Source organism: Rhodovulum kholense, assembly GCF_003053725.1.
GTDB lineage: Bacteria > Pseudomonadota > Alphaproteobacteria > Rhodobacterales > Rhodobacteraceae > Rhodovulum > Rhodovulum kholense.
The window spans coordinates 521,689-545,715 of sequence record NZ_QAYC01000001.1 but is presented as its reverse complement, the minus strand read 5'-3'; the positions used below and the strand labels follow the sequence as shown (position 1 = coordinate 545,715).

General features: G+C 69.9%; 20 protein-coding genes. 15 read left to right on the top strand and 5 right to left on the bottom strand.

All coding sequences use genetic code 11. From position 1 onward, the window contains the following. Nucleotides 1-1,585: 1,585 nt before the first annotated feature. The 4 genes from C8N38_RS02480 to C8N38_RS02465 all read right to left on the bottom strand — a co-directional run bounded on the left by C8N38_RS02480 (nucleotide 1,586) and on the right by C8N38_RS02465 (nucleotide 9,642). Entirely contained in the window at nucleotides 1,586-3,721 is a 2,136-nt protein-coding gene (locus tag C8N38_RS02480) for a hypothetical protein (protein ID WP_108023562.1), read from the bottom strand. After that, the gene (locus C8N38_RS02475) at nucleotides 3,718-4,587 is read right to left on the bottom strand and encodes a hypothetical protein (protein WP_108023560.1); all 870 of its coding nucleotides are present in this window, start codon (nucleotides 4,585-4,587) and stop codon (nucleotides 3,718-3,720) included. Before C8N38_RS02475 ends, C8N38_RS02480 begins: the two co-directional genes overlap by 4 nt. Next, complete coding sequence (locus C8N38_RS02470; protein ID WP_108023558.1) at nucleotides 4,584-8,483, bottom strand: baseplate J/gp47 family protein; 3,900 nt, start codon at nucleotides 8,481-8,483, stop codon at nucleotides 4,584-4,586. The genes C8N38_RS02475 and C8N38_RS02470 overlap by 4 nt, the downstream gene beginning before the upstream one ends. A gap of 220 nt (nucleotides 8,484-8,703) precedes the next feature. After that, on the bottom strand, nucleotides 8,704-9,642 hold the full coding sequence (locus C8N38_RS02465; protein WP_108023556.1) for a hypothetical protein: 939 nt from the start codon (nucleotides 9,640-9,642) through the stop codon (nucleotides 8,704-8,706). 244 nt (nucleotides 9,643-9,886) lie between these two features. Between C8N38_RS02465 and C8N38_RS02460 the strand changes: the two genes are divergently transcribed. The 13 genes from C8N38_RS02460 to C8N38_RS02400 all read left to right on the top strand — a co-directional run bounded on the left by C8N38_RS02460 (nucleotide 9,887) and on the right by C8N38_RS02400 (nucleotide 20,894). Beyond that, complete coding sequence (locus tag C8N38_RS02460; protein ID WP_108023554.1) at nucleotides 9,887-10,564, top strand: eCIS core domain-containing protein; 678 nt, start codon at nucleotides 9,887-9,889, stop codon at nucleotides 10,562-10,564. Nucleotides 10,565-10,620: 56 nt separating this feature from the next. Then, on the top strand, nucleotides 10,621-11,889 hold the full coding sequence (locus tag C8N38_RS02455) for a transporter substrate-binding domain-containing protein (protein WP_158272284.1): 1,269 nt from the start codon (nucleotides 10,621-10,623) through the stop codon (nucleotides 11,887-11,889). A 281-nt stretch (nucleotides 11,890-12,170) separates the two neighbouring features. Then, on the top strand, nucleotides 12,171-12,761 hold the full coding sequence (locus tag C8N38_RS02450; protein ID WP_108023550.1) for a Pvc16 family protein: 591 nt from the start codon (nucleotides 12,171-12,173) through the stop codon (nucleotides 12,759-12,761). Then, nucleotides 12,758-13,486 carry a hypothetical protein gene (locus C8N38_RS02445; RefSeq protein ID WP_108023548.1) on the top strand — a complete coding sequence of 243 codons (729 nt, stop codon included), beginning with the start codon at nucleotides 12,758-12,760 and terminating at the stop codon, nucleotides 13,484-13,486. Before C8N38_RS02450 ends, C8N38_RS02445 begins: the two co-directional genes overlap by 4 nt. A gap of 13 nt (nucleotides 13,487-13,499) precedes the next feature. Next, the gene (locus C8N38_RS02440; RefSeq protein ID WP_108023546.1) at nucleotides 13,500-15,683 is read left to right on the top strand and encodes a cadherin-like domain-containing protein; all 2,184 of its coding nucleotides are present in this window, start codon (nucleotides 13,500-13,502) and stop codon (nucleotides 15,681-15,683) included. Between the two features lie 20 nt (nucleotides 15,684-15,703). Continuing rightward, on the top strand, nucleotides 15,704-16,162 hold the full coding sequence (locus tag C8N38_RS02435; protein WP_075786042.1) for a phage tail protein: 459 nt from the start codon (nucleotides 15,704-15,706) through the stop codon (nucleotides 16,160-16,162). Between the two features lie 4 nt (nucleotides 16,163-16,166). Next, nucleotides 16,167-16,622: a phage tail protein gene (locus C8N38_RS02430; protein WP_108023544.1), complete on the top strand. Its 456-nt coding sequence runs from the start codon at nucleotides 16,167-16,169 to the stop codon at nucleotides 16,620-16,622. Nucleotide 16,623: 1 nt separating this feature from the next. After that, complete coding sequence (locus C8N38_RS02425) at nucleotides 16,624-16,806, top strand: hypothetical protein (RefSeq protein ID WP_108023542.1); 183 nt, start codon at nucleotides 16,624-16,626, stop codon at nucleotides 16,804-16,806. Continuing rightward, nucleotides 16,803-17,483, top strand: coding sequence for a CIS tube protein (locus C8N38_RS02420; protein WP_108023540.1), 681 nt, complete (start codon nucleotides 16,803-16,805; stop codon nucleotides 17,481-17,483). Before C8N38_RS02425 ends, C8N38_RS02420 begins: the two co-directional genes overlap by 4 nt. Nucleotides 17,484-17,486: 3 nt before the next feature. Beyond that, a complete protein-coding gene (locus C8N38_RS02415; protein WP_108023538.1) occupies nucleotides 17,487-19,271 on the top strand; it encodes a phage baseplate assembly protein V in 1,785 nt (594 codons plus the stop codon). 10 nt (nucleotides 19,272-19,281) lie between these two features. Then, nucleotides 19,282-19,572, top strand: a complete 291-nt coding sequence (locus tag C8N38_RS02410; RefSeq protein WP_108023536.1) for a PAAR domain-containing protein — start codon at nucleotides 19,282-19,284, stop codon at nucleotides 19,570-19,572. Nucleotides 19,573-19,576: 4 nt separating this feature from the next. Continuing rightward, a complete protein-coding gene (locus tag C8N38_RS02405; RefSeq protein ID WP_108023534.1) occupies nucleotides 19,577-20,011 on the top strand; it encodes a GPW/gp25 family protein in 435 nt (144 codons plus the stop codon). 166 nt (nucleotides 20,012-20,177) lie between these two features. Continuing rightward, complete coding sequence (locus C8N38_RS02400) at nucleotides 20,178-20,894, top strand: sugar transferase (RefSeq protein WP_108023532.1); 717 nt, start codon at nucleotides 20,178-20,180, stop codon at nucleotides 20,892-20,894. 3 nt (nucleotides 20,895-20,897) lie between these two features. On the opposite strand, the gene C8N38_RS02395 is transcribed toward C8N38_RS02400, so the two are convergent. Then, nucleotides 20,898-22,304, bottom strand: a complete 1,407-nt coding sequence (locus tag C8N38_RS02395) for a helix-turn-helix domain-containing protein (protein ID WP_108023531.1) — start codon at nucleotides 22,302-22,304, stop codon at nucleotides 20,898-20,900. A 176-nt stretch (nucleotides 22,305-22,480) separates the two neighbouring features. On the opposite strand from C8N38_RS02395, the gene C8N38_RS02390 reads away from it, so the two are divergent. Further along, a complete protein-coding gene (locus tag C8N38_RS02390; RefSeq protein ID WP_108023529.1) occupies nucleotides 22,481-23,455 on the top strand; it encodes a Bug family tripartite tricarboxylate transporter substrate binding protein in 975 nt (324 codons plus the stop codon). A gap of 80 nt (nucleotides 23,456-23,535) precedes the next feature. After that, entirely contained in the window at nucleotides 23,536-24,027 is a 492-nt protein-coding gene (locus C8N38_RS02385; protein ID WP_108023527.1) for a tripartite tricarboxylate transporter TctB family protein, read from the top strand.

Genomic DNA, 24,027 nt, shown 5'->3' with positions numbered 1-24,027 from the left:
TGCGGTGAGGCCGGATGGCGCTCGGGGACGCCGTGCCGCGCAGTGGCGTCGGGCCGGTCATGCGCGGGGCGTTCCGTGGGCGGAAGGTCTGGTGTTTGGCGGCCCGAGGAGGGGCCCGGCGGCGTCTGTACCGCAGACGGCGCGCGGGCCGAGAGCGCGTCGGTCAGAGCCGAGACGCCTGCGGTCGGGTGATCCCCGAGGGACCGGGCCGAAGCGGTGTCGTCCGGCACCGACATGCGATGCGCAACGCCCGCTTCCTGTGGGATGGCCGTGGGGGTTTCCGACTCGGGCGCCGCCGGAGAGGCTGGTCGCGCCGGGGCGCCGGAGGGCGCGCGGGCCAGGCCGGGTCCGGTCCGCGCGTCGGAGGCGGGGTCAGCTTGCGGCGCGGGCGGGGCTGTGCCGGAGAGGTCGTCGGGCACGGCGGTCTGTGCCATCGGCACCGGCGCGGTGTCGGCCGAAGCCGACGAGGCCCGGTCGGCAAGGTCGCGCGGAACCACGAGGCCGGGCGGCGCGGGGACGGCCGTGCCGCCGTAACCGGGCGGGTGCGGGCGGGTGTCGCCGGGGCTGCCGGTCTGGTCGCTCGGGGCGCCGGCCGTCCGGTCCGCCCCTGGCTTCGGCCCCAGGGGAGGAGTTTCGCGGGCTGCGCTCGGTGCGGCCGGGGCGGGGGCGCTCTCCAGGGCATTGCGCAAAGAGCGTGCGGCTTCGGGCGCCGATGGCCCTGGCCGGGCGGGGCCTGAAAGGGAGGAGGTCCCGGGGCCGCTGACAGGATCGGCGACGGCGGCAGGCGGGGCAGCGGCGGCCGGGTTTCCGGATGACGGGCTGTGCCCGATGGTGGCCGTGCTGCCGAGAGACCCGGTCTCGGGAAGCCCGGTTCCGGACAGCGCGACTGAGGGCGGTTCGGGGGCGACTGCGCCGGTCGGGGGGAGCGGCGTGGCGCGGGGCGCGCTGTCGGCGGGCAGAGAGGGGGCGGCCGCATGCCGGTCCGGCTGAGCGGGCAGGGCCGCCGGGCCGGAGGTCAACCGGGTAGCCGCCGCCGGCACGGATGCCGCCCGAAAGACCGGCAGAGCGTATGGATCGGTCGGCGCCCCAGGTGCGGCCCCGGGTCGGTCGGCCAAAGGCGCTGTCGGGGGGGCGGAGGCCGGCACCCTCTCGGGTTCGGGTTTGGGCTCGGGCATCGTGGCCGAGGGGGCTGGCCCGCGCAGGCCCTCTGTGCCGGGAAAGGAGGGGCCCGGGATCGGCGCGGAGGCCGCTGGCCGGGATGGCTCTGGCCGCGGGCGGCCGAGATGGGGTGCCAGCGCGGCGGCGAGGGTTTCGGCCAGACGGCGCCTGACGGCAGGCCAGTCGGGCGGGTCGGGGAAGTCGCCGAGGTCGATCTCGACCGTCTCGAGCCTCAGATCGGCGCGGGCGTGGGCGCTGTCCGCAAGCACATGCTCGACAGTGGCGAGCAACTCGGCCCGGATCGCCAGCAGCAGCCGTTCGGGCGTGCCGAGCGGGCCCGGGCCGTCCACGAGATCGAAGCGGAATTCCAGCGTCCCGATCCGGTTCGGGGGGGCTTCGGTCAGGGGATGGGGCGCGGGCTGCCCGGTCATTCCAGCGGCCCTCCGTTCCGCCTCAGCGCCGCACGCAGATCCGCCGCGGCGCCGTCCATGCCCGCCCGCCAGGCGGCGATGCGCGGCGCCAGATCCGCCAGGGCATCGGCGTCCAGCCAGACCGGCCGGACATGCACATGGGCGGGCGCGACACGCAGGATCATGTCCTCGACATGGCGGCGAAAGGCCGGGTCGGTGCCGCGCGCGGTCCAGCCCGGCAGCAGCGCCCAGACGCTGGCCTCGGCAAAGCCGCGCCCGCTGCCGCGCAGCCGGATATCCTCGATTAGAAGAAGCTGTTCGCAGGCGCGGTTCAAATCCTGCCAGGCGCGGCACAGACGCGTCCCGAGCCGGTCGAGCGCGGCGCGGTCGCAGTCGGTGGCGCAGCGATAGAGGAAGGGCGCGCCGGGGACGGGCTCGAACAGAAGCTGCCAGCCATCGGCGGGATCGTCGCCCGGGGTCAGCAGATAGGCTTCGGCAGAGGCGGCGCGGCGCAGGAGCGCGGGCGAGAGCCGCCCCTCGGCGATCCAGGGCGAGAGCGCGGCGAGATCGGACGCGCCAAGCGGTGCGGGTGCCGACCGGCGGGTGAGAAACAGGTCATGCGCCGGATCGGGCAGGGTCAGGTCGCTGCGCGGCACGGTCGCCTCGGGGGCATCGACCCCGGCGTCGAGCGTGAGGCCCGCCGCCGCCAGCGCCGCGACCGGCCCGGTCCAGGGCGAGAGATCGCACAGATGCGCCAGCCGCGCCGCCGCCCCGAATTCGGGATGGGCAGTGCCCTTGTGAAAGTCGAACCCGGGCAGGCGGGCCAGATAGGCCTCGCGCCAGGCGATGTCCCAGCGCAGCCGCTCGGCCGCGCTGCGATAGGCATGCAGCCCGGTCTGCGCGGTGTCGGGCATCTCGTCGCCCTGCAGCGCAATGAGGTAATCGAGCATCTCGCGCCGTTCGCGCAGTGCCACCGCATCCTCGGGGTCAGTGTCGGCGCGGGCGGCATAGCGGGCGGGCAGGGCTGAAAGCGGCGCGGCCATCGCCCCGAGCGTCGCGTCGATCATCCCGCGATAGGAGGCGATCCGTTCGCCGCCCCGGATCCGGTAGATGGCGGGCAGGGTCGCATCGACCGACAACCGCCCCGCCGCGCGCAGACGCCCGGCAAAGGCCACGTCGAAATCGCGCGGGTCGAGGCGGTTGCCCTGCCCGGCGATCCGCGCGGCGGTCAGGCGGTCGTATTCCTCGGCGATGCCATGCGGATCGAGCGGCACCGGCGCGCCGTCCAGCGTCAGTTCCAGACGCGCGGCGCCTGCGGGCAGACGGACCTCGTGCACCGCGACGATGCCGGGCCGGGCCAGCCTGCGGTCGTCATGGGGCGTGGCCTCGATCAGGCGCAGCTCGTGGACATTCTCGATGCCCTCGATCCGTTCCAGCGCGGCCAGCACCAGATCGGGGCGCGCCGGGTCGCCGGGTTCGGCCTGCACCGGCGGCCAGATCGTTGCCGGATCGTCGAAAAGATCGGCCCGCGTCGCGCCCCGGCGCCCGCCGGTGCCGGTCGCGTCGAGCCCCTTCAGCACCAGATTGACCACGTGATAGACCTCGGCCGCGATGGCGTCGGGCTTGGCCATCGGGCCGATGCTGATGCGCCCGGCCAGATCGAGCCAGCGCGTCTCGGCCAGCGCGACGGGCAGGGTATCGGTACCGATCAGCCGTATCCGGTCGAAGGCGGCCGCGACCGCGTCGATGGCCGTGGCGGCGGTGATGCCCTCGCCCGGCAGCACGGCGATTTCGTAAAGCCCGCGCGCCCCGGCCGGGCGCACGAAGACCCGGGCGACCTCGGGCAGGGCGGACAGGCAGGCCGCCAGGTCGAGCGCGGTCACCGGCCGCCCCGGCAGCACCTCCTGCGGCCCGAAAAGCGCCAGCGCGTCAAGATCGAAGGCCTCGGGCGCGGCGGTCAGGTGATCGCGCACCGGATGGTCGGCGCGATAGGCGATCTCGGTCAGCGCGAAGGCGGTCTGTTCGAGGAAGGTCACGCCCGGATCGTGGGTGTTGTAATCGGTCCAGATCCGGCCCGAGGCGCGTTGCGCGGCGGGCGTCGCCTCGGCCATCAGCGCCGCAAAGGTGATCGGAGGCGGCAGCTCTTCGGTCACAACAGCCCGTCCTCGCGGTCCGGCCCTCCGGCGGGGCCGCGCGACCCGGTCATCAAGGGATCGAACCAGAGCCGCGTCAGGTGATAGCGGATCCGCACCGGCGCGCCCTCGGCCTGACCGTAATCGGCATTGGTGCGGATCTGCAGCTTGAAGTGGTGGCGTTCCTCGGTGGCAAGCCAGCGCAGCCGCAGCCGGTCGGCATAGGACCCGTAGACTGCGGTCTGGGCGCGGATCCGGCGGCGTCCGAACATCCAGTTCAGGATCGCGTTCCGGGGATGGAAGGCGTTCATCGCGACCGCGTGGATCAGCGCGTAATGGCCCTGTCCGACCTCGCCGCCGACGCCCGCCATCACCTCGAAGGCCTGACAGCCGGTCATCGGCCGGGTGATGTCGTGCCAGGTTCCGTCGGCGACGGGGTCCGCAAGGCCCTCGGTCGCGCGCCCCAGCCGCCCGTCCATCCGCGCCGTGCCGCGCAGGTCGAGCCGCCATTCGGGCGCGGCCTCGCTGATCCCGATCCGCCCGTCCCGGCCCAGCGTCAGCCCTGGTGGGCCGGTGACCCAGCCGCCCGCGGCGCTGTCCAGCGTGTTGCCCGCAACCCCCAGCCCCTGGCGGAAATGCAGATGGCCCTGGGTTTCGCCATGTTCGAGCACCCAGGAGGCATAGGGCGTGCCGAGCCCCTCATAAAGGCTGAGCACGGCGCGCGAGCTGCCGACCGAATGCAGCTGCAGCCCGTCGGCCGGGGTCTTCGAGAACCCGTCCTCGGTCTGGTTGACGCAGGATTCGATGAGGTCGCGGTAATGTTCCGCGGTGGGCAGTGCCCCGTCGCGGAAGAAGGATTTCAGCGTCGTCCTGTCCTGTCTTGTCACCGCGCCGTCTCCTGCCCCACGATCAGCATGTCGCCCACCCGGAGCCGACCGATGCCGCTTTGCGTCGCTTCGATGCCGCCCCGCGCGGTGGCTGCCGCCAGCGCGTGATCCGAGGCCGAGAGCGCCAGCGCCCAGGGCCGGGACGGCCGGATCACCGGCCCGTGCGGGCCGCGCCCGTCGATCTGTGCGGTATCGGCCAGCCGGTGGACCCCGGAATCGTCGGCCGCGAAATGCAGCACCGAGAAATCCGTGACATCCTCGACATAGTCGAGCGCCGCGATCTGCGCGCGCAGAAGAGCCACGTTCAGCGACCAGCCGAACCGCGCGATTTCGGGCGCGGCGGTCCAGACCGACAGCCGCGCGATCAGGTCCTGGCGCAGCCGGAAGGCCAGCGCGCCGTCGTTCAGGAACGGGGCAAAGCGGATCTGGGCGCGCACCTGCAGCCGGTCGAAGGCCGGGTTGACCACGTCGAAACCCGCGAAGGGGCAGGCATGGGCCTGCAGCCAGGCGCGGACGCGTTCCAGCTTGCCGACATCGAAGTACAGCTCGCGCGGCGGCGGGGGGGCGCCGTCCGTGGGCTCGGGCGGGCGGCGGACCAGCACGACCGTGGCCCGGCCCGGCGCGGGCTCGGGCGTGGCGGCGGTCAGATGGGGCAGGCATTTGACCCGCCAGATCTCGGGGAATTCCTGCAGCACCAGCCGTTCGACATCCCAGGGCGTGACCGCGCGCTTGCGGTGGCGCAGCCGCTCGGCGACGCGGGCGCGCCAGGCGGGCGGGGTCTCGGGCGGGCGCGGCGGGATCCGGCGGTCGACCTCGACCGGCTTGCCAAGACCGGCAAAGCCCGGATCGAAGCGCCAGTCGCGCGGGCCGTCGCCCGGATGCGGATGACTGTCGCGGCTTTCGGCCCAGACCCCGTTGGTATGGACGCCATCGAGCACCGGATGGGTGTGAAACCCGGGGCAGATCGCCGAGACCGCCAGCCAGATGCCGCCCGGCGGCATGTCGGGCGCGGTCTCGCTGGCGTCGTCGGGCATGTCGATCACCACCGTGCCGGACCTGAGCAGCCCGTCGGTCGTGTCCGACGAGATCGCGGTGGCGGGCAGGTCCTGCCAGCCCGCCTCGGTCAGGTAGTGCCAGACCAGCGGCACCGGATCGGGCACCACCCGTTCATGGCCGCTGTCGGCGATGTCGAACAGCAGCGCCAGGTTTTCCTTGGCCGAATTGCCCGAAAGCTGAAGGAAAAGCGTGCCATAGCCCAGCCGCGCGGGCACCAGCCCCGCCGCTCGCTCGGTGCGTTCGGGAAAGACCGGGATCGTGCCGAAAGGCGTGATCTGGCGCACCCGGTCGCGCGCCCGGGCGCTGTCGGGGGCCGACAGCGCGATCCGCCCGGCGGCCTCATAGCCGATCCTGAGCCGCGCGATCCGCGGCAGATAGGGCGGCAGCGGTACCGGACGCGGGCGCAGCCGCAGCAGGCGCGGGCGCAGCGCATCGGCCAGCCCCAACGCATAGGCGGTCTGCCCGAAGCCGCCCGCGCTGCCCGACAGCCGCAGCCGCAGCGCGCCGCTCCGGATCTCGCCCCGGGCTTTCGGCAGCTTCAGCGCGGCCGGGCCGTCCTCGGGCAGGCTGGGGCTTTCCAGATCGGCCTCGCGGTGCCAGTCGGCCAGCAGCCGGCCGCTGGCCGGATCGCGGTCGGCCATGGGCGTCGGGCCATCCAGCAGCGGCTTCCAGGTCTCGCCCGACAGCACCTCGACGTTCACAAGCGGGTCCGGGACGGGCGTGTCGCGCGGATAGGCGGCGTAATGCCCGGCAAAGCCGTCGATCCCGGCGGGCAGATCGGCCCAGGTCAGGTCGAGCGAGACATGGGTCACCGGCTTGACCGCCAGTTCGGGCGCGGCAAGCGTCAGCGTGCCGCCATCGGCGGGGCGGGCGCCGAAGGGCAGCACCGCCTGATCGACCGCGACCGGCCCGTCATCGTTGAACCCCGCCATGGTCCGCAACCCCTCGACCCGGACCCGGATCGCGGCGGCATCGACCTCGTAGCGCTCGAAGAAGCTGACCGGGCAGATCCGGGCATCGGGGGCGGCGCGGATCGCCAGCGCGGGCGCGGCCTCGGGCGTCGCCGGATCGGGTTCGAGCGGCGGGGCCTCGCGGCCGAAGGTCATGCGGAAGGTCACGCCCGGCGGCAGGCCCGGGCCGTTCGGCAGGATCTGCAGCACCTCGGGCGCGACCGGGCCGCGCGCGCTGGTCAGGGTGACGGTGAAGGCATCGGCAAAGAACTTCTGGAAGACGTCGCAGGGCGCCAGCAGGAACCCCCGGCCGCCCGGGGCCAGCTGGAAGGCGCCCGCCATCAGCGAGCCCGCGGCCCCGTCCGCCGGGGCGCTTCCGTCTGGTTCGCCCGCCGCGGCACGGCGCAGCAGCCCCTCGGGCCCCTGTTGCAGCGCGCCGTTCTTGTCCAGAAGCAGCTGCAGATAGTCGCCCTCGGGCCAGGGCACGCCCTCGACGAGGCTCAGCGTCACGATCCGCCCCAGAAGCTGGCGCAGCGGTGCCGCGTTCAGCGTCTTGCGCGCGATCACCTCGTAGATCATCGCCATCGAGGGCGCGCGTACCATGTTGCGCGCCCAGTCCTGCACGGCGGCGTCGATGACCTCGATCCCCTCCTCGAGGCTGGCGAAACCGCAGGCGCGGATCAGTTCGGGATCGTGGCGCAGTTCGAGCGCGACATTGGGGTCGCGGCCGGGCTCGGTGCCGGGCGGCAGCTTCGGCGACATCGCGGGCAGGGGGCTTGCGCGGCGCATGTCCAGCCGGAGCTCGACCTGGCGGCGCCCCTCGCGCAGCCGGAAAAGATCCGAGGCGATGTCGAGCCCCATCTCGGCCCCGGCCTGCCTGCGCCCACCCTCGGACGCAGCGGGGCTGCGGGCGACGAAGACCCCGCGCCCGAGCGGCCCGGCCCCGGCCGGGTCGAGCCCAGCCTCGACGCGGGTGATCGCGCCCAGCGTGGCAAAGAACGACACCTGCGGATCGGTCTCGTAGGTGATGGCGCCGGTGGTGCGGACCCGCGAGGTGCTGACCGGAATCGCGGTCAGGGTGCGGAAGGCCGCGACCGTGCCGTCCGCGCCGCGCGCGGCCAGCGTGGTACCGCGCGGCAGGTGGCGTTCGGCCGCGGCCGGGGGCACATGCAGCAGCACCCGTTCGGGGGTCGCATCGGCGGGCGGCTGGCCCAGGATCTCGCGGTAGTAGAAATCGGTATGGCGGCGGGTAAAGCGGTTCAGCCGGTCGTCGACCAGCCCGGCTGCGGACAGCTCGGCCAGGATCAGCCCGATGCCGGGCTCGATCATGCCCGCCTCGATCCGTTCGGCAAAGGCGGTGGCGGCGGCGGGCTGGAGCGAGGCCACGGCATGGATCATCTGCCGGTGCGCCGCGCTGATCGCGGTGGCCAGCGCCCGGGCCTCGGCGATCCGGTCGGGCACGGCGATGGCCCGCGGGTCGGCCCGGGGCCCGCCATGCGGCGGGGCGAAGGTGGTCAGCAAAAGCGCGGCCAGATCGGTGCCCGACCGGGCCGCAAGCCCGCTGACCCGCCCGCGCAGCCCCATCTGCCGTTCGAGTGCGGCGATGGTTTCGCCGAAAGCCTCGGGCAGCTGCGCCTCGATCCGCATCAGCCAGTCGTCGATCCGGCGCGACAGCGCGCGGACATGGCGGATCAGCGCCCCGGTGCCCCCGTCGGCGGCAAGATCGAAGGCGGCGATGGCATCGTCGGGGCGAAAGCTGAGGATCTGGGCCACCACCACGGCGGGCTCGGCCCGCAGCCGGTCGCGCCAGGGCGAAGGTGCGGTGTCGGCCAGCGCCGCCAGCCGGGCGGCCAGATCGCGCGGGCGAAGCCAGGGGGCATCGCGGGTCAAAGGGACTGGAAGGCGCGCCTCGCACGAGGCCCCCTGCAAGACGCGGATATCGGACCAGTCGGTATTCAACGCATGCGACTTGCCAAAGGACCGCAGCCCAGGCGGCTGCGATCGGTCCCCCCTGAAGACGGTAGAAAATCGTTCCGGTTCACGGATGTAGGGTCTTTCTTGGTTAAGATACTGGCGGAAGCCTCGGTACAGGGCAAGGAAAGAAACCCGTCTAGGGTGAAGGTTGCGACAGGAACACACCTGTCAGGGTAGCGCTGTTGCCCTGGATCGCGAAGACGCCGCCCGCGGCGCCGGGCGGGCCGGGGCGGTCGGTTCCGGCGAACTGGCTGGCCTCGAAACTGAGCAGCGCCGCCGGTTCCAGCCCGGGAGTCAGTAGCCCGACCCGGCCGCCATCGGGGCCGGTGAAGCGGACCGTCCCCTGGCCGCTGGACACCACGCGCGGCGCGCAAAGCCCGAGCCGCGACCAGGAAAAGCTGTCGAAGGGCAGGGCGGGCCCGCTGTCGGCGGTGAAGCCCGACGCGACGAAGCTGGCCCGCCCGGTGCCATAGCCGATCTGCAGGGTGAAGCTGCCCAGGGCGTCGGTGACCTCGGTCTTGCCGGTGGCGTCGGTTGCGGTGAAGCTCACCCGCACCGGCCCGGTGATGGTGGCAAGCCCCGCCTTCGGGATCTCGGTCGCGGTCGGGCTTTGGCCGACCACCAGCGGGCCGGTATAGTCGATCTTCTGCGAGCGGAAATCGAAGGTGTAGGCGGCGGGCAGTTCGGTGCCGGGGCCGAGGCCCGGGACCGGCACGGCGCTGGCGCGCTTCCAGCCTTCCAGCTTGGTCTGGCCGTTCTCTTCCTCGGGGCGGAGGCGCCGGATCGTGTCCTCCTCGATCACCAGATTGCGCGGCAGCGCGCTGCGCGACGGTCGTCCGGTGACGTATTGCGCAACGCCTCCGGCCGAGCCCACGGCGATCTGCAGATAGGCCCCGGTCATGCGCCGCTGCTGGTAGAGGTTGATGTCGCAGGGCACCTCGACACCGAAGCCGAACCGTTCGACGACCGGCAGTTCCTGCACCTTCGTGACCAGCCCGCAGGCGGTGGGCGCGAGGCAGGCGATCCCCAGCGCAACGGCCGGAAAAGACTGGAACAGGCGGCGGCCTGTGGTCATCTGGGGCGCCTCCCTGGGGGCGGTTTGTTGCCGACAGGGTGGCCGAGCCACTCGGCTTCGTCAACCATGGCGTGTGGCGGCGCGACATCGGCAAGGACCGGTCCGGAAGGGCGTTGCCCTGGCGGGGCAACGGCGCCAAGCCGGACGCGGCCCTTGCCGCGACGGTGGGGCGCGGGCGCGCGATGCCGCTTGCCAGCGCTTCACAACCTGTGGTTTCATTCCCTATCGGTATCGGGAGGCAGCCATGGCCCAGATCTTCCAGAGCGAACGCGGCAGCGCCGGTCCGGCGCCGCAGGCCCGGGGCGGCGCCCGGGCGGGTGGCCCCGAGGAGGACCGTCTGTCCGCGCTTCAGGCCAAGGCCGATGCGGCAACCTCGGGGGGCACTGCCGCCCGGCTGGGGGCGCTTCGGGCCGAGGCCCTGCAACGCGCCGAAGCCGCTGAAGAGGAGGAGCCCCTTCAGGGCAAGGCGCTGCAACGGGCCGAGGCGCCCGAGGAGGAGGAACCGCTGCAGGGCAAGGCGCTTCAGCGGGTCGAGGAGGAAGAGCCGCTTCAAGGCAAGGCAATCCGGGGCAAGGCGATCCGGGGCAAACCGCTCCAGCGCAAGGGCGGTTCGAAAACCGGCCTGCCGGAGAGGCTCAGGTCCGGCGTCGAGCAGCTTTCGGGCCTCGACATGAGCAACGTGCGGGTTCACTACAATTCGTCCAGGCCAGCCGCGGTGCAGGCCCATGCCTATGCGCAGGGATCGGACATTCATCTTGGGCCGGGCCAGGAAAGACACCTGCCGCACGAGGCCTGGCACACGGTGCAGCAGGCCAAGGGTCAGGTGAAACCCACCAGCGAGGTCGCCGGGCAGCCGCTGAATGACAGCCCCGCGCTGGAAAGCGAGGCCGACCGGATGGGCGCCAAAGCCGCAAAACTATGATCCGGATCGGGTCCCGCCCGGCGCCGGCGGGGCGCATCCTACCGGCGGCGGCGGGGGTGTCCCGGCGCGGTCGTGGTCTCGGTCGCCGGTTCGGTGTTCAGCTCGGTGCGCGGTGTCGAGCGCTGGCGATCTGGGGGCTGGTCACGGCTCTGGCCGCCGGGGCTGCGGCGGCCCAGTGCACCGGCCCGCGCGAGCCGGGTTTTCTCGATCTCGCGGTGTCCCATGCGCCGCCCTTTGTCATCCTCGAGGACGGCGCGCCGCCCACCGGGCTGTCGGTCGAGCTCTGGCGCCGGGTCGAAACCGGCCTGATCGAGGCCGGGCGGATCAAGGGCAGCCATTTCGTGGTCTGCGACGCCATCGAGCAGCAGGAGGAGGCGCTGACCGATGGCGGTCTCGATCTGGTGCTGGCGCCGCTGACGATCACCCCCGAACGGCTGCTGTCCTATGGCTTTTCGCGCCAGTATTTCCTGTCGGGGCTGACCATCGCCGCGCGCCACAGCAACGAGATCGCGTTTTCCCATGCGCTCGAGGTGCTGGTGACGACGCTGTTTCAGCCCGGCACGCTGCGCGCGGTGCTGCTGTTCCTGGTGCTGAACCTCGTGCTGGCGGTGCTGATCAAATGGGTGCTGCGCGACGCCCGCCGCCGCCCCGACGAGGACCGCGCGGCCCCCGGCCGCCTGCTGGCGCTGGTCGATCCCTATCTCGAGGCGGTCGAGCGGACGCTTGGGCTGAAGGGGATCGGCGATGCCGGGTTCAACCTGGCGGGCCGGGGCCTCGAAATGTTCATGGCGATCATCGGCACGGCGCTGTCGGCCGCCCTTCTGGGGGTGTTGACCTCGGCCTTCGTCTCGGCCATCGGCCAGAGCGAGCGGATCGACGAACGGGACCTGACCGACGAGCGCGTGGGCATCGAATCCCACTCGACCGCCCAGGAATTCCTGACCGATGCCTATGAGGCGGCGGCCGGAAAGCCCGACGATCCCGGCTGCCGGCCGCTGTCGGCCGCGCCGCTGGCGGGACCGGGCTGCGCGACCGAGCCCTCGGCCGAAAAGCTTCTCGAGGCGCTGGTCGCGGGCGAGGTCGATCAGGTGATCGGCGACTGGGCCGAGCTGACCTATCTGGCGGGCACCGACCGGTTTCGTGGCAAGGTAACCGTCGAACAGAAGGTTTATCGCAACGAGCCGCTCGGCTGGGGCTATGGCAGCGCGCTGCCGCAGGACCTGCGTGCCCGGATCGACAGCGCGCTGATCGAGCAGATCCGCCATGGCGGCTGGCGGCGGCTGGCGCAGCGCTATCTGGGATCAAGCAGCATTGCCCCCGATTGACGCCGCCCCCGACCGCGTCCGACGGCTAGCGCAAGGGCAAGGCCAAGGGCCGGGACCGGACACCGCAGCCGGATCGTCCGTGACGGCGCGGAACGGCGGTCAATTCTTGGCTTGCCTAAACGCTACCTCCTGTGGTTGAATTTGGATTGCGGAACAACGCCTTTTGGCGATTGCGCGGGACGCCGGTCAAAACGGCCGGACCCGCGGTCCGGTCAGGGGGGAGCCATGCTTGCACCCGCAGCCCGCGTCGGATCTGTGTCGCCCCGAAGGGAGAGCGGCGCATGATCGATCAGGCGTTGACCCTTGCCGTCGACCGCCTGAACGGCCACCTGGCCGGGCGGTTCCGGACCGGGGACGACGTCGTGGTGCTGTCGCCGCTGACCGATGCCGAGGGCAAGCCCGCCGATACCGCCCGCAACAAGCTGGCCCTGTTCGTCACCGCCATCGCCGAGGACACCATGCCGCGCAGCGCGCGCGGGCCGGGGCTGTCCTCGATCGGGCTCGCGCGCGGGGCGCAGGCCATTCATCTCGACATCTACGCGATGCTGGCCGCCGCCCATGACCCCGACAAATATGCCGAAGGGCTCAAGCAGCTGTCGGCGGCGCTGATGTTCTTTCAGGCGCAGCCGGTTATGACGCCGCAGAACACCCCCGACATGCCGCCCGGTCTGGCGCAGCTGTCCTTCGAGATCGCCAATCTGAAGGTCGAGGAAGTGGGCCAGCTCTGGGGCAATCTCGGCGGGCGCTATGTGCCCTCGGTGATGTTCAAGATCCGGTCTGTCCGGGTCGATGCCGGCGCCATCGCCGGGGTTGCGGCGCCGATCCGGTCGCCGCAGCGGCCCGAGGGGCGCACGGGGAGGGGGCGCGAATGAGATACCGCGTCGCCCTGGATCTGACCGTCCGTCATGGCTTCTGGGGCGACGCGCCCGCCCCGCTGAGGATCGCGGCGGCCGATCCGGGACGGCTGGCGCGGGCCGATATCGTCTTCAAGACCGACGGGACGCGGGCCATTCTCGGCCTGCCCGAGACGGCTCCGCCGCCTGCGCCGGTGGCGCTGGACATCCTGGCCGAGCCGCGCGCCATCGCGCTGACCGAAGGCTGGCAGGCCGACGCCGTGCCGGTGCTGACGCCCGGCCCCGGGACGAGTGAGACCGGGCTGGCCGATGCGACCGAAACGCTGCCCCGGGGGCCGGGCGACGCCCGGATCTGCCGGCTGGTGCTGGATCTCGCGGGGGCCGACCCCGGGGGCTGGACGCTGCGGTTGTCGCTCGAGCCGGTCGCGGCGCTCTGGGCCTATCACGTGACCGGCCGCGGTGCGGACGGGCCGATCCGGGTCATCGATCCGGCCGATCGGATCGCCTTCGAGGATCTGGGCCAGACGCCCTTGCCCGACGGGCGGCGCGCGCGGGTGATCCGCTCGACCCGGCCGGTGGCGCTGGCCGCGCGGCCTTCGGTCCGGTTCCGGCTGGAGGAAACCCAGCCCGCGCCCTTCGATCCCATAGCCCTGATCCCGGTGCTGCCCGCGGGCGGCGTCAACCTGCGTCCTGCCCCCGGTCAGGACGGCCTTCAATCCGACATATACGTGAGCCTTTGGTAGAGGAGACGCCCCCATGGCCATGAAGACCCCCGGCGTTTACATCGTCGAGAAAAGCGCCTTTCCAAACTCGGTGGTCCAGGTGGCCACCGCAGTGCCGGCCTTCATCGGCTACACCGAACGGGCCGTCAACGGCACCGTGTCGCTGGACATGACGCCCTGGCGGATCACCTCCTTCTCGGAATTCGTGCAGTATTACGGGGGCGCCCCCGACCCGGTCTTCGAGATCGTCGATTTCGAGGTCGCCTCGGGCGTCTCGCCGCTGTCGGCCGATGGCGCGGCGATGAAGGACCCGTTGCCGCGCGCGGTCTTCCCGCTGGGCGAGAAGAAATTCGAGCTTAAGCAGAAGAACCCGGCCTTTTCGCTTTACGGCGCGATGCGGCTCTTTTTCCAGAACGGCGGCGGGCCCTGCTACGTGATCTCGATCGGGGCCTACAAGGTCCGGGACGACCAGGGCCAGCTGGTCGACAACGTGATCGACGCCGAGAAGATGCTGACCGCCATCGACAGCCTCAAGAACGAGCCCGAGCCCACCATGCTGGTGATCCCCGAGGCGACGCGGCTGGTGCGGCAGAACTGCGTCAAGGTCCAGCAGGCGATGCTGAAGCATTGCGGCAACGACATGAAGAACCGCTTTGCCATCCTTGATATCTTCGGCGGGCATCTTGGCCAGAAGGACCCGCTGGGCAATCCGGTCGCGACCTTCCGCAACGATGTGGGCATCAACAACCTCGATTTCGGGGCGGCCTATTTCCCCTGGCTCGACACCTCGATATTCCAGTCGCGCGACTTCAGCTTCCAGAACATCGAGCCCGCGAGCCATCCCAAGATGATGGCGCTGCTCAAGCAGTCGGTGAAGCGCAATCCCGACCTCGCGCCCGAGATCGACCGGATCAGCGCGCCGACCGTGACCGGCGATTTCACCATTTCGGTGACCAAGGGCGGCAAGGTCGCGATCACCGAGCAGGACCTGAAGGCCGAGGATGACGAAAGCGACAAGGCCGGGCTGACCTACGCCCTGGCCAAGAAGCCCGGCACCCTGGCGGGCAGCTTCGTCAAGACCGAGGACGACAGCGAGATCAAGACCTTCACCCAGGAAGACGTGTCCGAGGGCAAGGTCAGCTTCAAGCATGACGACGCCACGCCCGAGGGCAAGTTCGAGATGACCGTGACCGACGAGCTCGGGATCTCGACCGACACCATCACGCTGAAGGTCGAGGTGGTGGGCGGCGTGCTGGCCAAAGCCGATATCGAGGCCGAGACCGCGGTTTCGGTCGATGTGGCCGCCGACAATCCCGAGGGCGACGCGGACTCGGTCGTTCTGGTCGAGGCCACCAGCAGCGACGGCAAGACCAAGGCGCTGGACGGGGTCGGCACCTGGAAAGCCGATGCGGGCACGGTGACCTTCACCCCCGATCCGGCCTTCGCCGGGCCCGAGGCCAAGGTGAAATACACCATCTTCAAGGACGACGCGCCGCTCGCGACCCGCGAGATCCGGGTGCTGGTCGACGGCACCACGCCGGTGCGCCAGGAAACCCCGACGCCCGCCGCCATCGACAAGACCCTGCGCGCGCTGGTGCCGCTGTATGTCACGATGATGGACGCCATCGCCAGGCGCGAGAACGCGATGCCGCCCGCCGCCGCGATGGCGGGGATCTACACCATGGTCGACAATGCGCGCGGTGTCTGGAAGGCGCCCGCCAACGTGTCGCTCAATTCGGTCGTGGCGCCCCGGGTCAACATCAACCACGAGGAACAGGAAAACCTCAACGTCTCGACCACCGGCAAGTCGATCAACGCGATCCGGCCCTTCGTGGGCGAGGGCACGCTGGTCTGGGGGGCGCGGACGCTGGACGGCAACAGCCTTGATTGGCGCTACATCAACGTGCGCCGGACGATGATCATGATCGAGGAATCGATCCGGCTGGCGTCGAAGGCCTATGTGTTCGAGCCCAACACCGCCAATACCTGGGTCACGATGCGGTCGATGATCGAGAACTTCCTGACCTCGGTCTGGAAGGCGGGCGGGCTTGCGGGCGCGGTGCCGACCGACGCGTTCAGCGTCTTCGTGGGCCTGGGCGAGACGATGACGCCCGAAGACATCCTCGAAGGCATTCTGCGGATCACGGTGCTGGTCGCCGTCACCCGCCCCGCGGAATTCATCGAGATCACGTTCCAGCAACAGATGCAGAAATCCTGAGCCTGAGGAGGGTATGACCCATGGCAGATGACGGTTCCGCCCAGTCGCAGACGGTATGGCCGCTTCCGAAGTTCTATTTCCAGGTGAAATGGGATGATACCGAACTGGCCTTCCAGGAGGTCTCGGGGCTCGACATGGAAAGCGAGGCCATCGAGTACCGTGCGGGCAACAGCAAGGTGTTTTCCAAGATCAAGATGCCGGGGCTTCTGAAGACCTCGAACATCACCATGAAGAAGGGCGTCTTCGTCAAGGACAACGCGATCTGGGACTGGTTCGCCGAGATCAAGATGAACATCATCAAGCGCAAGGCGCTGACGATTTCGCTGCTGGACGAGGAAGGCAACCCGACCATGGTCTGGAAGGTGCAGAACGCCTTCCCGGTCAAGGTGTCCTCGACCGATCTGAAGGCCGAGGGCAACGAGGTCGCGGTCGAGACCATCGAGATCGCGCATGAAGGCTTCGTGATCGAGAACGGCTGAGGCGATGGAGGATTTCGCGCCTCCGGTCGCGTTCCACTTTTCGGTGAGCTTCACGGGAAGCGCGCCGAAGGTGGACGACACCGCCTTTCAGGAGGTGGGCGGTCTCGAGACACGGATCGAGACCACCCCCTTGCAGGAAGGTGGCGAGAACCGGTTCCAGCACCAGTTGCCGGAAAAGGTCACGCATGCGAACCTGACGCTGAAACGGGCCCTGACCGGCACGTCGAGCGGTCTGGTCACCTGGTGCAAGTCCTGTCTCGAAGGCGGGTTCGGCACCGCGATCGTGCCCAAGGATCTGGTCGTGTCGCTCTTGGACGAAGAGGCCAATCCGGTCGCGACCTGGTCGGTCGGCAACGCCTTCCCGGTCAAGTGGACGGTGGCGGGGTTCGACGCGATGAAGAACGAACTGGCGCTGGAGACGGTCGAGCTGGCCTATCTGACGCTCGAAAGGAAGCTGTGAGATGACGATCGAGATCGGCAGTCTGGTGGTGAAGGGCTCGTTCGGGCGCCCGGCGCAGACGACCGAGGCGGTCGGCCCCGAGGAATTCGCAGAACGGCTGGCCGATCTGCGGCGCGACCTTGAGGACGAGATCGCCCGTGCCGTCGAGGCGGCCGAGCGGCGGCTGCGCGAGGGACGGTCGTGACCAAGCTCAAGATCACCCGTTGCGAGATCCAGGGCGGCGACATCGTGAAGATGTCGGGCGATGCGAACATCTTCACCGCCACCATCAACCCGGCGCGGTTCAAGCGCAAATACAAGACCCGGTTTTCGGGCATCGAGCGCGACAGCGCCATCGGCAAGTCGAAGCCGGTGCCCAAGTTCGACCGCTCGGAACCCGAACAGCTGACCCTGACGCTGACGCTCGACGGCACCGGCGTGGTGCCCGATGCCGCAAACACGACCGTCTCGGCCCAGATCGAGAAGCTGCGCAGCATCGCCTACAGCTATGACGGCGACGACCACCAGCCGAACCCGGTCGAGGTCGAGTGGGGTGGCGGGTTGTCGGATTTCCAGGGCCGGCTGACCGGGCTCGACGTCGATTACACCCTGTTTCAGGCCGATGGCACGCCGCTGCGCGCCACCGTCGAGCTGAGTTTCATCGAGGCCATCACCGAAGAGAAGGAGGCCAAGGAGAGCAACGACAAGTCGCCGGACATGACCCATGTGCTGCAGGTCCGCGAGGGCGATACGCTGCCCCTGATGTGCCAGCGGGTCTACAAGGACGTCACGCGGTATCTGGAAATTGCCCGGGCCAACGACCTGGACGATTTCCGCGACCTGGCGCCCGGCATGCTGCTGCATTTCCCGCCGATCCGCTGAGCCATGGCCGAAAGCCCCGTCTCCGGTTCCGATGGCCCGCTGGGCGTCACCGTCAAGCTGAACGGCTCGGCGCTGGCCGATACGGTCGGCATCGTCTCGATCCGGGTCGAGACCGAGCTGAACCGCGTGCCCGAGGCGGTGGTCACGCTGGCCGACGGGTCGGTCGCCGAACAGGAATTTCCGCTGACCGATGCCGATACCGCCAAGCCCGGAAGCGAGATCGAGATTTCCGCCCAGTTCGGGTCCAACACGGCGCAGACGCTGTTCACAGGCATCGTCACCGGCCTGCGGCTTCGGATCCGCAGCGGCAGCGGCGGCCAGCTTGAACTTTCCTGCCGCGACAAGGCGGTGAAGATGACCGGCCTCTGCCGCACGGCGGTCTGGTCCAAGACCAAGGACAGCGATGCCATGTCGGCGCTGGTTCAGGCCGCAGGGCTGACCGCCGACATCGCCGCGACCGACGGCCCCGAGGCCGATCTGGTGCAGCATGACTGCCCGGACTGGGACTTCCTCAGGCTTCTGGCCGACCGCAACGGGCAGGTGCTGGCGGTCGATGCGGGCAAGATCACCGCGGCCGCGCCCGATCCGTCGGCCGCGGCCAAGCTGACGCTGACGCTGGGCGATGATGTGCTCGATTTCGACGCCCGGCTCGACACGGTGGGGCTGGAAAAGACGGTTTCGGTGACGGGCTGGGACCCGGCCCAGCAGACCGCGACGGTCCAGACCTCGGATGCCGCGGCGGCGGGCTCCTGGGGGTCGAGCGCGCTTTCGGATCTGACCGGCGTGACCGGGGACCGCACCCGGTCGCAGACCGCCTCCTATGCCGAGGGGCAGGTCTCGCTGACCTCGGTCGCCAAGGCGCGCGCCGCGCGGGTGTCGCTGGCGTCGCTGCAGGGGCGGTGCAGCTATCCCGGCTCGGCCTCGGCCAAGCCCGGCGACACGATCGAGATCAAGGGCGTGGGCGAGCGCATGGGCGGCACCGCCTATGTCGCGGGCATCACCCACGAGCTGGGCGACGGGCACTGGACCACCACCGCCCGGCTGGGCCTGCCGCAGGGCTGGCGGTCGGACGGGATCGGGCCGGGGGGCGCTGCGGCGGGCGGGCTCGTGGCCCCGGTGCCGGGGCTGCAGCCCGCGACGGTGGTGGCCCTGACCGACAGCAGCAGCGAAAACCCCCTGTCCGACGCCGCGATGATCAAGGTCAGCCTGCCGCTGTCGGGCGATCCGCCGGTCGAGATCTGGGCGCGCTATGCCCAGCCCTACGGGTCAAACGGGGCGGGCATCCAGTTCCTGCCCGAGGTGGGCGACGAAGTCGTCCTGGGCTTTTTCGCCGACGATCCGGCGGCGCCGGTGATCCTGGGCTCGCTCCATGGCGGCAAGCTCGCGCGCACCCGCGAGGCCACCGACGAGAACGAGATCAAGGCGCTGACCACGCGCTCGGGCCTCGAGATCAGCTTCGACGACGACAAGACCGTGCTGACCGCCAAGACCCCGGGCGGCCACAGTATCGTGCTGAGCGACGATGACACCTCGGTTACCGTCACCGACAGCACCGGCAACACGATCAAGATGGAAAGCTCGGGCGTGACGGTGTCCAGCAAGGGCACGCTCGATCTGACCGCCGAGGGCAACATCACCATCAGCTCGTCGGGCGGCGACGTGACTGCCAGCGGCACCAACGTCTCGCTCAGCGGCGATATGGGGCTGACCGCCAAGGGCGGCACCTCGGCCGAGCTCAGCGCCGGTGGACAGACCACCGTCAAGGGCGCCATGGTGATGATCAACTGAGGAGACACCGATGCCGCCTGCCGCGCGACTGACCGACATGCATGTCTGCCCGATGACGACGGGCGTTGTGCCCCATGTGGGCGGACCGATCTCGGGGCCGGGCGAGGCGACGGTCCTGATCGGCGGGCTTCCGGCGGCGGTGGTGGGCGACAGCTGCGTCTGCGTCGGGCCGCCCGACAGCATCGTCAAGGGGTCGGCCACGGTGATGATCGGCGGCATGCCCGCGGCGCGGATGGGCGACACGACCTCGCATGGCGGCTCGATCGTGCTGGGGCTGGCCACCGTGATGATCGGAGGCTGAGGCGATGGAGAAGGGCGATCCGGGGTTTCTGGGCCGGGGCTGGGCGTTTCCGCCCGATTTCGATCCGGCCGAGGGCGGCGCGCGCATGGTCGAGGCGGTCGAGGACATCGAGCAGAGCCTGCGCATCCTGTTCGAGACCCGGCCGGGCGAACGGGTGATGCACCCGACCTATGGCTGCCGCATCCACGATCTGGTGTTCGAGCCGATGACCGCGGCCACCGCCCGCGCGGTCGAGACCGCCATCTCGCGGGCGATCCTGTTCTTCGAGGCGCGGATCAGGCTGCGCGAGGTGCGGGTCAGCTTCGAGAACTGGGCCGAGGGGCGGATGAGCGTCTTTCTCGACTACGAGGTCGAGCGCACCAATACCCGCCACAACGTCGTCTTTCCGTTCTACGCCCAGGAGGGCACGCTGGTCACCGGCACGCCGGTGGCAGCCTGACCGCTTCGCGCGTCGCATGAAGATACCCGCATAAGTTTCGGAAAATTGGCGATTTATGTCGCGAATGCCGCAGGCTTTGTTAACCCATGGTTGACCCTTCTTCGCCGATCCTGAGCCGGGGCGCCTGTCGCGCGCGCCTCGCGGAAGAGTTGGGCAGGAGGGTTGGATGGACACGGGTGTCCTGCAGGTCTTTGCCGTGCCGATGGGCGCGGCGCCGGAGCCGCGTCCGGGCGGCTATGCGGGCAAGCGTCTGCTGGATATCGTCCTGTCGGCGGCGCTGCTGATCCTCTGTGCGCCCGTGATCGGCGCGATCTGGCTTCTGCTTCGGGTCGAGACGGGGCAGGGCTTCGCCCGGCGGATCCGGATCGGCCGGGGCGGCGCGCCGATCTCCTGCCTTGTCTTCCACACCGCCCGCCCGATCCGGGCGGTGCGGTCGCGGCAGGGGGACCTTTGGGCACGGCTTGGCAATACCGGAGCCGAACCCGCGGCGGGCCGGGTCGGCATCTGGGTGCGGCGGCTGGGGCTGGCCGGTCTTCCGATGCTCTGGACCGTGCTGCGCGGCGACATGAGCCTTGTGGGTCCGCGCCCGGCCACGCGCGCCGAATTGGCGCGCTACGGTCTGGCGCGCAGCGTCTATCTGGCGATGCGCCCGGGGCTGATCGGGCTTGCCGATGCGCGGCCCGGCGGGCGGTTCTGCGACCGGGTCCATGACGACCTGCGCTACAGCCAGATCGCCGGTCCCTGGGTCGACCTGAGCCTGATCGCCGGTGCGCTGACGCGCCGGGACGCGGTCGGACCGCGCAAGGCTGCGGGCTTTGGCCCGATGGCCCCGATGACCGGCCCGCTGCCCTTTCCCGGCGCCAGCCCGGCGCCGCGCCGCTGACGCTCAGCTTTCGTAGCGGGTCTTGCCGCGCCGGTCGGCATCCATCGGCAGATCCATGTGCAAGGGCTGGTGCGCCCGCTGCGAACAGGCCTGGCGCGGGCAAAGCTGACAGCTGACGCCGATCCGGGCGACCGGCCCGTCGGCCTCTAGGTTGACCGCCTGGGCATAGCCGATCCGGTGCGCCTCGCCGCGCTCGCAACCCAGCGCCACGGCCAGCCGGTTGTCCTGCAGATGCGGGCTGAAGACCGGGCGCTTGACGGTGCGGCTGAGGGTGAAGAACTGGCTGCCATCGGGCATCTCCACCAGCTGCGGCAGGATCACGCCGGGTGTGGCAAAGGCGTTATGCACGTTCCAGACCGGGCAGGACCCGCCCTTTTCGGCCAAGGCAAACGGCGTGGCGTTGACCCGCTTGGTGACATTGCCGGCCTTGTCGACCCGGATCAGGAAGAAGGCCACGCCGCGCGCCCCGTCGCGCTGAAGCGTGGTCAGGCGGTGGCTGACCTGCTCGAACGAGGTGCCGAAGGCCGCGCCCAGCCGGTCGACGTCGTACCCCGTGGCCTCGGCCAGGGCGAGGAAGGGGTCATAGGGCATCAGCAGGGCGGCCGCGAAGTAGTTGGCAAGCTCGACCCGGCAGCGGGCGGCGGCCAGATCGGTGTCGATCCCGCTTTGGCCGATCATCGAATCAAGCAGATAGGGAATGTCGGCCAGCGCCAGCACATGGGCCAGCTGGAATACCCGGTTGGCATGGTCGAGCGCCTGCGACAGCCGCACCTGACCCGCCTGCCGGTCGAAGACCCGCAGCGCGTCGGGCATGTCGTGGCTGGGCTCGACCCGCACCTCGATATCGAACTTCAGCCGCAGATAGCGCTTGAGCTGGGCATACATGTCATCGGCGCCGCCGATGAACTGGCCGCGCACATTGTCGGCCGCGGTTTCGAGCGCGTCGAAATAGTTACGATTGTCGCGAAAGAAGTCATGCACTGCGGTTTCGGGCGAGGTGACCAGCAGCTGGGGCTCGGTTCCGGTGCCGCCGATCCGCGCGATCCGGTCGACTGCGGTGCGGTGGCTGCGGTAGAGTTGCAGGAACAGATCGACGAGCCGGGGGGCGTGGTCGACCGCGCCGCGCAGCTCCTGCAGATCGGGCCGGTCGCGCCCGAAGGCGGGGTCCGAGACGGCGGCGCGCAGATCGGCCAGACGCCCGGCATTGCGGTCGCTCAGTAGTTCGCGGATCTCGATGCCATAGGCCTCGGCCAGCGCCATCAACACCTTGACCGACAACGATCTCTGGTTGTTTTCCAGCAGGTTGACATAGGCCGGGCTTATGTTCAGCCGCCGCGCCATCTCGGCCTGGGTCTGGCCATGATCGCGCCGCAGCTGGCGTAGTTTCGATCCGATCAGGGCTTTCTGCATGATTTACAACATTACAGGAACGCGGTTTGTAAGAACCCACTTTAACAGACCGACGCGGTTTCGTGTGAAAAATCGGCCTCCCCGCTTATTGTCGAGGCTGCGGAGAGACCGGTTCGGCAGGCAGGGAGGAGACTGCCCGCCGGACCCGGCCTTCCGGTCAGTTTGGGAGGATCAACATGACACACCGATTCACACGTCGGGCGAGCCTGGCCCTGATGGGCGCGGCGGCCCTGACCGCGGCCGCCCCCGCTTTCGCCGATGAGTGGAAACCGATCAAGCCCATCGAGATGGTGATCATGGCCGGGCAGGGCGGCGGCGCCGACCAGCTCGCGCGGCTCTTTCAGGCGATCATCCAGAAGCAGGGCCTGTCGCGCATGCCGATCCTGCCGGTCAACAAGGGGGGCGGATCGGGCGCCGAGGCGCTGCGCTATCTCAAGGACAAGTCGGGCGACGCCCATGTCATCATGGCGACGCTGAACAGCTATTACACGACGCCCCTGCGCACCGATATCGGCGTCGACATCGCCGAGTTCACGCCGATCGCCCGGATGGCGCTGGATACCTTCGTGCTGTGGGTCTCGGCCGACAGCGAGATCCAGACACTGGACGATTTCGTCGCCTCGGTGAAGGAGAAGGGCGGCACCTGGAAGATGGGCGGGACCGGCACCGGGCAGGAGGACAGCCTGGTCACCGCGATGCTGGAAAAGGAATTCGGCATCAAGGTCACCTATGTGCCCTACAAGGGCGGCGGCGACGTGGCCACTGCGCTGATCGGCGGGCATGTCGATTCGACTGTCAACAACCCGTCGGAACAGATGGGCTTCTTCCGGGCCGGCAAGTCCCGCCCCATCGCCGCGCTGACCGCCGACCGGCTCGAGACCTTCCCCGATCTGCCCACCTTCACCGAACTGGGCCACCCGCTGGTCTACACGATGCAGCGGTCCTTCGTCGGACCGAAGGACATGCCCGAAGGCGCGGTCGCCTATTACACCGACATGTTCCGCCAGCTCAGCGAGACCGAGGAATGGCGGAAATACACCGCCGAACAGGCGCTGCAGGCCGACTTCCTGACCGGAGACGCGCTGCAGGACTATTTCCTCGAGGAACGCGACAAGCACGCCCAGATCCTGCGCGAGATGGGGTCGTCCTGATTTCGTCCTGATCCCGAAGCCCCGGCGGGTGCGCCCGCCGGTCCCGGCCCGACAGACTGGCACGAGAAGGAGCGAGGCCCATGCTTGCCGCCGACCGTATCATCGCCCTGGCCCTGATGGGGCTGTCTCTTTGCTTCATGATCTATGCCCTGCGTCTGCCGATCGGCTGGGAGCCCGAGACCGGGCCCGGCGCGGGCGCCTTTCCGTTCTGGCTGGGGCTCGGGATGCTGCTGGCCTCGGGGGCGATCCTGGCGCGCAGCTTCGTGACGCGGCCCCATTCGGACGAGACCTTCATCCCCGATGCCGATGCGATCCCGCAGATCCTGGGGGTCGTCGGGCTGCTGCTGGGCGCCATCGCGCTGATCCCGCTGCTCGGGGCCTATATCGCGCTGATGCTGTTCCTGCTGGGCTATCTCAGGATCATCGGCGGCCATGGCTGGCTGCTGACCGGCATCCTGACGCTGACGACGCCGGTCTTCCTGTTCTTCTTCTTCGAGGTGACGCTGAAGATCCTGCTGCCCAAGGGCATCACCGAGCCGCTGTTCTATCCGCTTTACGCGATGTTCTTCTGA